General features: G+C 41.2%; 8 protein-coding genes and 1 pseudogene. 1 reads left to right on the top strand and 8 read right to left on the bottom strand.

All coding sequences use genetic code 11. The features are described from left to right. The 4 genes from SK35_RS26750 to SK35_RS26735 all read right to left on the bottom strand — a co-directional run. Nucleotides 1-242: hypothetical protein (locus tag SK35_RS26750; RefSeq protein ID WP_215268666.1), on the bottom strand; the 242-nt coding region annotated here is incomplete at its 3' end. Between the two features lie 119 nt (nucleotides 243-361). Next, nucleotides 362-514: a hypothetical protein gene (locus SK35_RS26745; RefSeq protein WP_156174810.1), complete on the bottom strand. Its 153-nt coding sequence runs from the start codon at nucleotides 512-514 to the stop codon at nucleotides 362-364. 195 nt (nucleotides 515-709) lie between these two features. Further along, the gene (locus SK35_RS26740) at nucleotides 710-970 is read right to left on the bottom strand and encodes a single-stranded DNA-binding protein (protein WP_048216449.1); all 261 of its coding nucleotides are present in this window, start codon (nucleotides 968-970) and stop codon (nucleotides 710-712) included. 9 nt (nucleotides 971-979) lie between these two features. Continuing rightward, complete coding sequence (locus SK35_RS26735; RefSeq protein ID WP_048216450.1) at nucleotides 980-2,098, bottom strand: phage/plasmid replication domain-containing protein; 1,119 nt, start codon at nucleotides 2,096-2,098, stop codon at nucleotides 980-982. A 106-nt stretch (nucleotides 2,099-2,204) separates the two neighbouring features. On the opposite strand from SK35_RS26735, the gene SK35_RS26730 reads away from it, so the two are divergent. Beyond that, on the top strand, nucleotides 2,205-2,399 hold the full coding sequence (locus SK35_RS26730) for a hypothetical protein (protein WP_048216451.1): 195 nt from the start codon (nucleotides 2,205-2,207) through the stop codon (nucleotides 2,397-2,399). Nucleotides 2,400-2,739: 340 nt separating this feature from the next. On the opposite strand, the gene SK35_RS26725 is transcribed toward SK35_RS26730, so the two are convergent. From SK35_RS26725 to SK35_RS26710, 4 genes and pseudogenes are all read right to left on the bottom strand, one after another. Next, complete coding sequence (locus SK35_RS26725; protein WP_048216452.1) at nucleotides 2,740-3,954, bottom strand: type II secretion system protein GspD; 1,215 nt, start codon at nucleotides 3,952-3,954, stop codon at nucleotides 2,740-2,742. Then, on the bottom strand, nucleotides 3,951-4,931 hold the full coding sequence (locus SK35_RS26720; RefSeq protein WP_053071044.1) for a zonular occludens toxin domain-containing protein: 981 nt from the start codon (nucleotides 4,929-4,931) through the stop codon (nucleotides 3,951-3,953). The genes SK35_RS26725 and SK35_RS26720 overlap by 4 nt, the downstream gene beginning before the upstream one ends. Then, on the bottom strand, nucleotides 4,931-5,218 hold the full coding sequence (locus tag SK35_RS27205; protein ID WP_048216453.1) for a DUF2523 family protein: 288 nt from the start codon (nucleotides 5,216-5,218) through the stop codon (nucleotides 4,931-4,933). Before SK35_RS27205 ends, SK35_RS26720 begins: the two co-directional genes overlap by 1 nt. A 7-nt stretch (nucleotides 5,219-5,225) precedes the next feature. Further along, nucleotides 5,226-6,219, bottom strand: a pseudogene (locus SK35_RS26710) (hypothetical protein); the annotation flags it as partial.

Genomic DNA, 6,219 nt, shown 5'->3' with positions numbered 1-6,219 from the left:
AACGCTGACTTTGCGGGTATATTAGCAAGCTTCTTTTGCAAAATGGTTTTTGATGAAGAAACCGTGCTTTGTAGTAATTTCGAAAATACTTCACCTGTAGCAGCTGATGCAGCTCTTGTAGCAAAGAGTCGACCAAGACCAGCAGAGAATAAAGACTCACCAACATAAGCCAGCTGAAGGAAAGGCATTACTGAAAAGCTTGTGAGTAGGACACCGAGCAAAAGTAACTTTTTTGTTGTCATAATGATTATCTCATCGTAAGACCAGCAATAAATGCAAGGGCTAATATGATTCCTAAAATAAACATGGTTGCACCGTTATAAAAAAAGGGGCCGGAGCCCCTTGGTATTATGGAAAGTTATTAGATGCCTTTGACAAGAGCCCAGAAGCGTTTAACACCAACCACAGCAAGAATGAAGGAAACGCCAGCAGTACCGACACCAACCATGATTGCAATAAGGTCAGAAAAGTTAATTGCGTTCAGAAGTCCTGCGAGTGCGTTTGTTGGTTCCATTTTGTTTCTCCAGAAGTATTTATAGTCTTAATATGGTCTTCCAAATATGGCCTATAGCAAAGCCCATTAGGAAAGCTCCGATTACCAATAAAAAACCTTCGAACATACCGAAATTACTACCAGCAATGACAACATTAAAATCGAAGTCATTGCAGGCTTTTGTTTCAATATTGCAGAAAGAAAAAATCATGGTAGTTAATTTTTCAAAGGTACTAAAATCACATTTCGCTGGAATTCCAGTGATCCGTAATTACCAACACGCAAAGAGCCAGGGTGTATGGTGTAATCACCCGGCTGATAAGCTTGCTGGTTTTTTTGCAGTGTCAAAGAAAATTTAGCTGGGTAGTCATCACCGAGATGAATATAAGCTGTTTGCTCAAAAATGGTCACATCCTTACCATTAGCGGTAAATGATCTTGTTGTAATTTCTGATTTTAAAATCTCAATTCTAATCATAATTTGTCCTTACACTGCCATGAGGAATTGTGGTTGCTTATACCAGGATGGTGCGGTTAGGGTTTGACGCTCGATCTGGCGTACATTTTTCACCACCACTGGCTGGAACTGAGAAATATTGCAAGGCATAGCAATATCAATACCGATTTTTCTCAAACGTGCCCGATGAGTTTTCACGGCAGATTTTGAAAAATCAAATTCTTTACCCTGCATCCACAGATATGCATACATAGCTGTTGTGATGCTCGATTTTGTATTGCTTACAATACCTTCCGCAATAAGATGATCTGAGATAGTTTCAAAATTCATGGCAGTCACCGTTAATTTCTGATCAATATCAAGGAACTGATTCTGTAAGTCTTCCAAGTGATCAAAGTTTGCAATACCCCAGAAACGCATATTGTTTCTACGGAGGTATTCATTTTTTAACTTTTGCTCAAATCTAACCACGCCGTTGATTTGGCAATATTCAATCAATGTCTGAAGATACTTATGCTCTTCTGAGTTTTCACCGAATGTTTTAATAATCTTGTTTAAGTTTTTATCAATCAGGTTATTTGCTTTGTCGTATACCGTCGGATAGACCAAGCTTGTGCTTCCTGATTTTGTACGCCAGTCAACCGAACGCCCGTTCGGGTAAAGATATGGCGTCGAATTACGATAACGCTGAGTGCTTACAGCTTTTATGTAATCAAGCACATTACCTTCACCAACAGCAGTGTTTGTAGTGATATGAATCTCTCTCACCATTGCACCATTGCTAGTAAAAGTTACTTTTTCATTACTATCACCCTGGACAACCAGTGTTTTTGTGCATTTTGTGAATTCAGGCAAGCCCATAGACCGCAGAACCCCATTGTATACAGCAACACATTGATCAATTGTCGTATGTCCAAAGAGATTATCAAGGCGTCCCCAGCGAGATGGGTTTCCGGATACACGCAGCTCTGAGCCCTTGAGGCTAATCATAAGCTGATCACAAAAGCTCCCCTGATGGCGAATTGATGGCTGATTCACAGAGCCGTGCTCACCCGTTACCGTATTCAGTCTTAGATAAACCAAATCACTCATGATCGGCAAATCCGCACCAAAATCTTGAGAGATGTCTAGCCAATCAAAAAAGTACATTTATTTAGCACCTTAACCGTATCCCTGAATCCCTGTATATACGTATACACATATTCTATTATTTATGCAACTGCTACTCTGCTGTAGAGTAATGCCAGGAGGATTCATGAATACGAACAAAACCATCTCAATGCGAGTGCCGTTATCGACTAAACAACGGCTGGAACAAAAAGCAATTGAACTCAGCTTTGAACACAAGAAAAGCATCACCTGGACTCAGGTTGCATTATACCTGATGGAAAATGGCGACCTTGACCGGATAGACGCCTTTTTCAGTGGGTTAAAGGAAAAAACAAAATGAAAAAAAGACCTTTTTAGAGCGGTGCGGTTTTGTAGAAAAGTATGCGATCCCATACCAAAGTTTGGGTGTCACTAGAACCCCAAACCGCTGCGCGGTGCTAAAGGGCACACGGGCTTATCAGGTCGTTGGGGTGAAATGCCCCCCCCAACGACCAGATAGAAGTTTGATAGTCGAGGAGGTGTAAATCGATAAATCGGAACCCCAGAGGGGCCCCCACGATTAATCGATTGACACGGATCGATAGAAGAAGGGTTAAGAAAGAAAAGTAAATTTTTTGAAAGAGAAAGAGAGAGGGAAAGCCCGACCATCCCTCTTTCGTCGCTGGCGCTCCGAAAGAGCGCTAGCCGAGCTTTCTTACTTGAATGACCGCAATTAAATCAGTGTGCTCATCAGAGTCAGCATTTTGAGCAAAGATATCCGGTAAGAAACTAATGCCAGTTCTGTTATCTGACTTCTTACGAGAAGCAAGCCCGCCTACGACGATTATCGAACCATTATCAACTGTCACAACACTCTGAATAGTTCGTTTTGTTTTAGTCGGTGAGTCATTAACGCCGGTTGTGGTCTCTACGAAGCTAGACAACTCCTGTGTGAAGTTAAGTCTTATTTTTGATGATATTACGACTGGTGACACATTGAAGAGGACTCCAGCACTCTGATAAGACACACCTTGCTGCACGGTTCCATCTGTAATGGTTGTTGTGTTGAGTACCGGGACATCATCACCAACCGCGAAAGATGCTTTTTCTCCTGAATCCACCGTTAACCGGGGGGCAGATACCACAGTAAACCGGTTGTCAGTGGAAAACAGCTCATAAAGGGCATCTACACTACCTGATGAGAGTGAAATGAAGTTGCTATAACCACGCGTTGCCCCCATGCCGATTTTAAATTTCCCGGAAAGTAGTTTTGCAGCCAACTGCATTCCTGAACCATTTTTTTTGTTTGTAGCCACTTCATATAGATAACCGGTTATCTCAACAGAATCACTTGGTACATCGATTTCCAAAAGTAGCTTTTTCAGCTCTTCTATCTTTGCCTGAGTACCATTAAAAACAAGTCTATCTCCAGTTCTGCTTAGCAGCTGCCCAGCGCTATCTGGTGCAACTGAACCAGGTGACATATTGCCATCACCAATCCCGGTCACTGTAGAAAAGTTGTTTTGGAGTGAGTTTGAAATGATATCCGAGAGATATGAAACAGTTCGATGGAAAGGCTGGTAAACATACACAAAGGTTTTCGGCGGTGCTGAATGCCGTTCTGGTGCAACTCTTATGTAATCGACACCTGCTTTTGTTTTTACCTCGTAGCCTAAGTTATTAAGGTACGAATTAAAGGTTTTTTCGAAATCCTGATTTTTAGTAAAGTAAAAAGTTACTTTTTGCGGTTTCTCTACGATGGCCGGATCTAACATGAATGGTTTTTTTAAGATGTCCGAGTATACAAGGGTGATTACATCATTAAGACCAGCGTCCGTTATTGAAAAATCGATATTTGTTGAATTCGCAAAGAATGAGTTTGCGAGGAGAACAATCGTAAGAAAGATTTTTTTCATTTGATACCACCATAAAAAGTTACTTTTTCATTTTCATGCTCACAAGAGGTTCGTCGACCTTCATTTGTGCATCTTGAGTAGGGAATGATAACGAGTAGTTGATTTTCATCTCTTAATAAGGCAAATCTCTGATCGCCTTTCGAATAAAATCCCACGTATCTATATGCTGTTGCCTTTTGAGTAGGCTCAATAAAATTTGTTGTTGCTGTTGATGGTCGTTGTTGTGTTGTGCTTGTTGTAACGTTTCCATCTCGTTGTGGTGAAACACCATAAAAACGATTAAACAAAAACGTTGCTGAAACAGCTAGCACACCAATTGTTAGAAGTAGCAACCCGAATACCGACCAGATGTTTTGACGTTTATCTAGCTTTGTTGAAGCCTTTTGTTTTTCTGATTTATACAGACTGAAGATTTCAGGGTTGTATTTTAAGAAAGCCTGCGTCTTATAAATATCCTGCTTTCGCATTTCGGAACCGCTAAAACTTATAATCGAGTAGCGTGTTTTAAATCCAACTGAGAAAGCTCGGTGCATTTTATAGGTTGTCTGTATTCTTCCTAGTAGACTTTTACAAAGTCCATTTGTCTGGTTAATAACAGCCATTTGACAGCCATAATGTCGCAGCATGCCGAAAAACTGTTTATGGTTTGGTAGCAAGGTTCTTTCACTATCAAAGAATCTCCACGCTTCATCGATTACAACAAGATCGCCATATTTTACATATTCTGAATCTCCAGCCTCAGTGGGGAAAAAATCATCTCGCTTTATAAAATCATCTTCAACATATACAAGCTCGCCTATTGCTGACTCTTCGACCTTGAATATTTTTTTTACGTAGTTGTAGACCTTCTCCTTATCAAGACCCTCGATATTAGACACGACACGCTGCCCCTGAGCGAGCGCAGGCAAAATCACAGACTTGACACTTTCATATGATTTTCCAGCGCCCTGCAAGCCGACATAGAGGTTAATAGCCATTATCCGACCACCGGCAACCGACGAACTACAAATCGAGCAACATAAGCAGATAAGACAATTTGAAATGATGTCTTGAAATCAATCACATTTAGAAAGTACAAAATACCAGATGGCATCTGATCAAATATGCCAGCTAAATAATTGCCCCCCAGGAAGAAAGTGATTATGTATGGCACCATTTCAATAACGAAATATGCCAGAGCTGAAAAAAAGACAAATTTGATTACTGTCCCTTTTACAAAGAATTTTGCTATCAGTGTTAGAGCAGATAAAAGTACAGCGTACATAAGTCACCTATGCTGTTAGAAAAATACGTACAGAGAGAATTGAAGACATAGCAAGAAAAATCACCCTTAACACGCCTGCATACTGACTCATAAATTCACAAAATGTATTGTCGGATTTAATTTTCCCAAAGAAATTCACTGTAAATACTGGGCACTCTCCACGAGGAATGTTAAAGCTAAGGCTATTTGTAATGTCTGACTGCATTGTTTTATACGGCTGAATAATTGACGAGATAGGCGGCGCTTGAGGATCTGACAGATCCCCATTATCTGGTGAAGTTCCCCAGTCAGGAATGACATCAGCATTAGGCGTACTAATAACCGGAATTGAAGGAATATCTTTTTCAATAGGTCTGACTAAATCAACCCACCGAATACCAGGGAAAGCAGCTGCGACCTGATCGCGAGTCCATGTCTCGGGAAAAGACACGCCATCATAGGTTGCATCCGCTTCTATATTTCTAGTTACCGAATTCACCATATTGGTTAGGACATCCAGTGGCACGGCTTCTTCAAGCTTCGACTTCGGTACGACATCAGCGACTGAACCAGTCAATTTGTCCGACAGTTCCGGCACGCCTACAGTTTCACCGCTCGTGAAGGTTCGTTGATATCGATATAGTTCCATCTTATCCGCCTTACCATCAGGCTGCTGAACGTAGCCATTAGTCACTAGCGTCGGGCTGCTTGTCTTGATCCATTCTTGAAGTCTCGGGTCAGCCGAAGCTGAATAAATCACGTACCTCGAAGATGTTTCCTTCCTCAATAAAGGTGGCTGCGGATAACCACGAACTGTAGAACCTTCGCGCGTTTGAAGATCTATAAATTGACCATTCCATTCTTTTAATTCACCTAAAGAGTTATCTGAAGGTCGACTAACTTTCAAATTCTCATCAGTGACCGCGCCTTCGAAAGTTACTTTTTCATTTGCGAAATAGTCGTAAATAGAAATGCCAGATTGACCGAGTATCGCCAGGAACGTTCCGCCACCGGCAGTTCGT

It is taken from the genome of Citrobacter sp. MGH105 (assembly GCF_001037485.2).
In the GTDB taxonomy this organism is placed as follows: Bacteria; Pseudomonadota; Gammaproteobacteria; order Enterobacterales; family Enterobacteriaceae; genus Citrobacter; species Citrobacter portucalensis.
The sequence above is the reverse complement of the archived record's forward strand: the minus strand, read 5'-3'. Positions and strand labels throughout refer to the sequence as shown.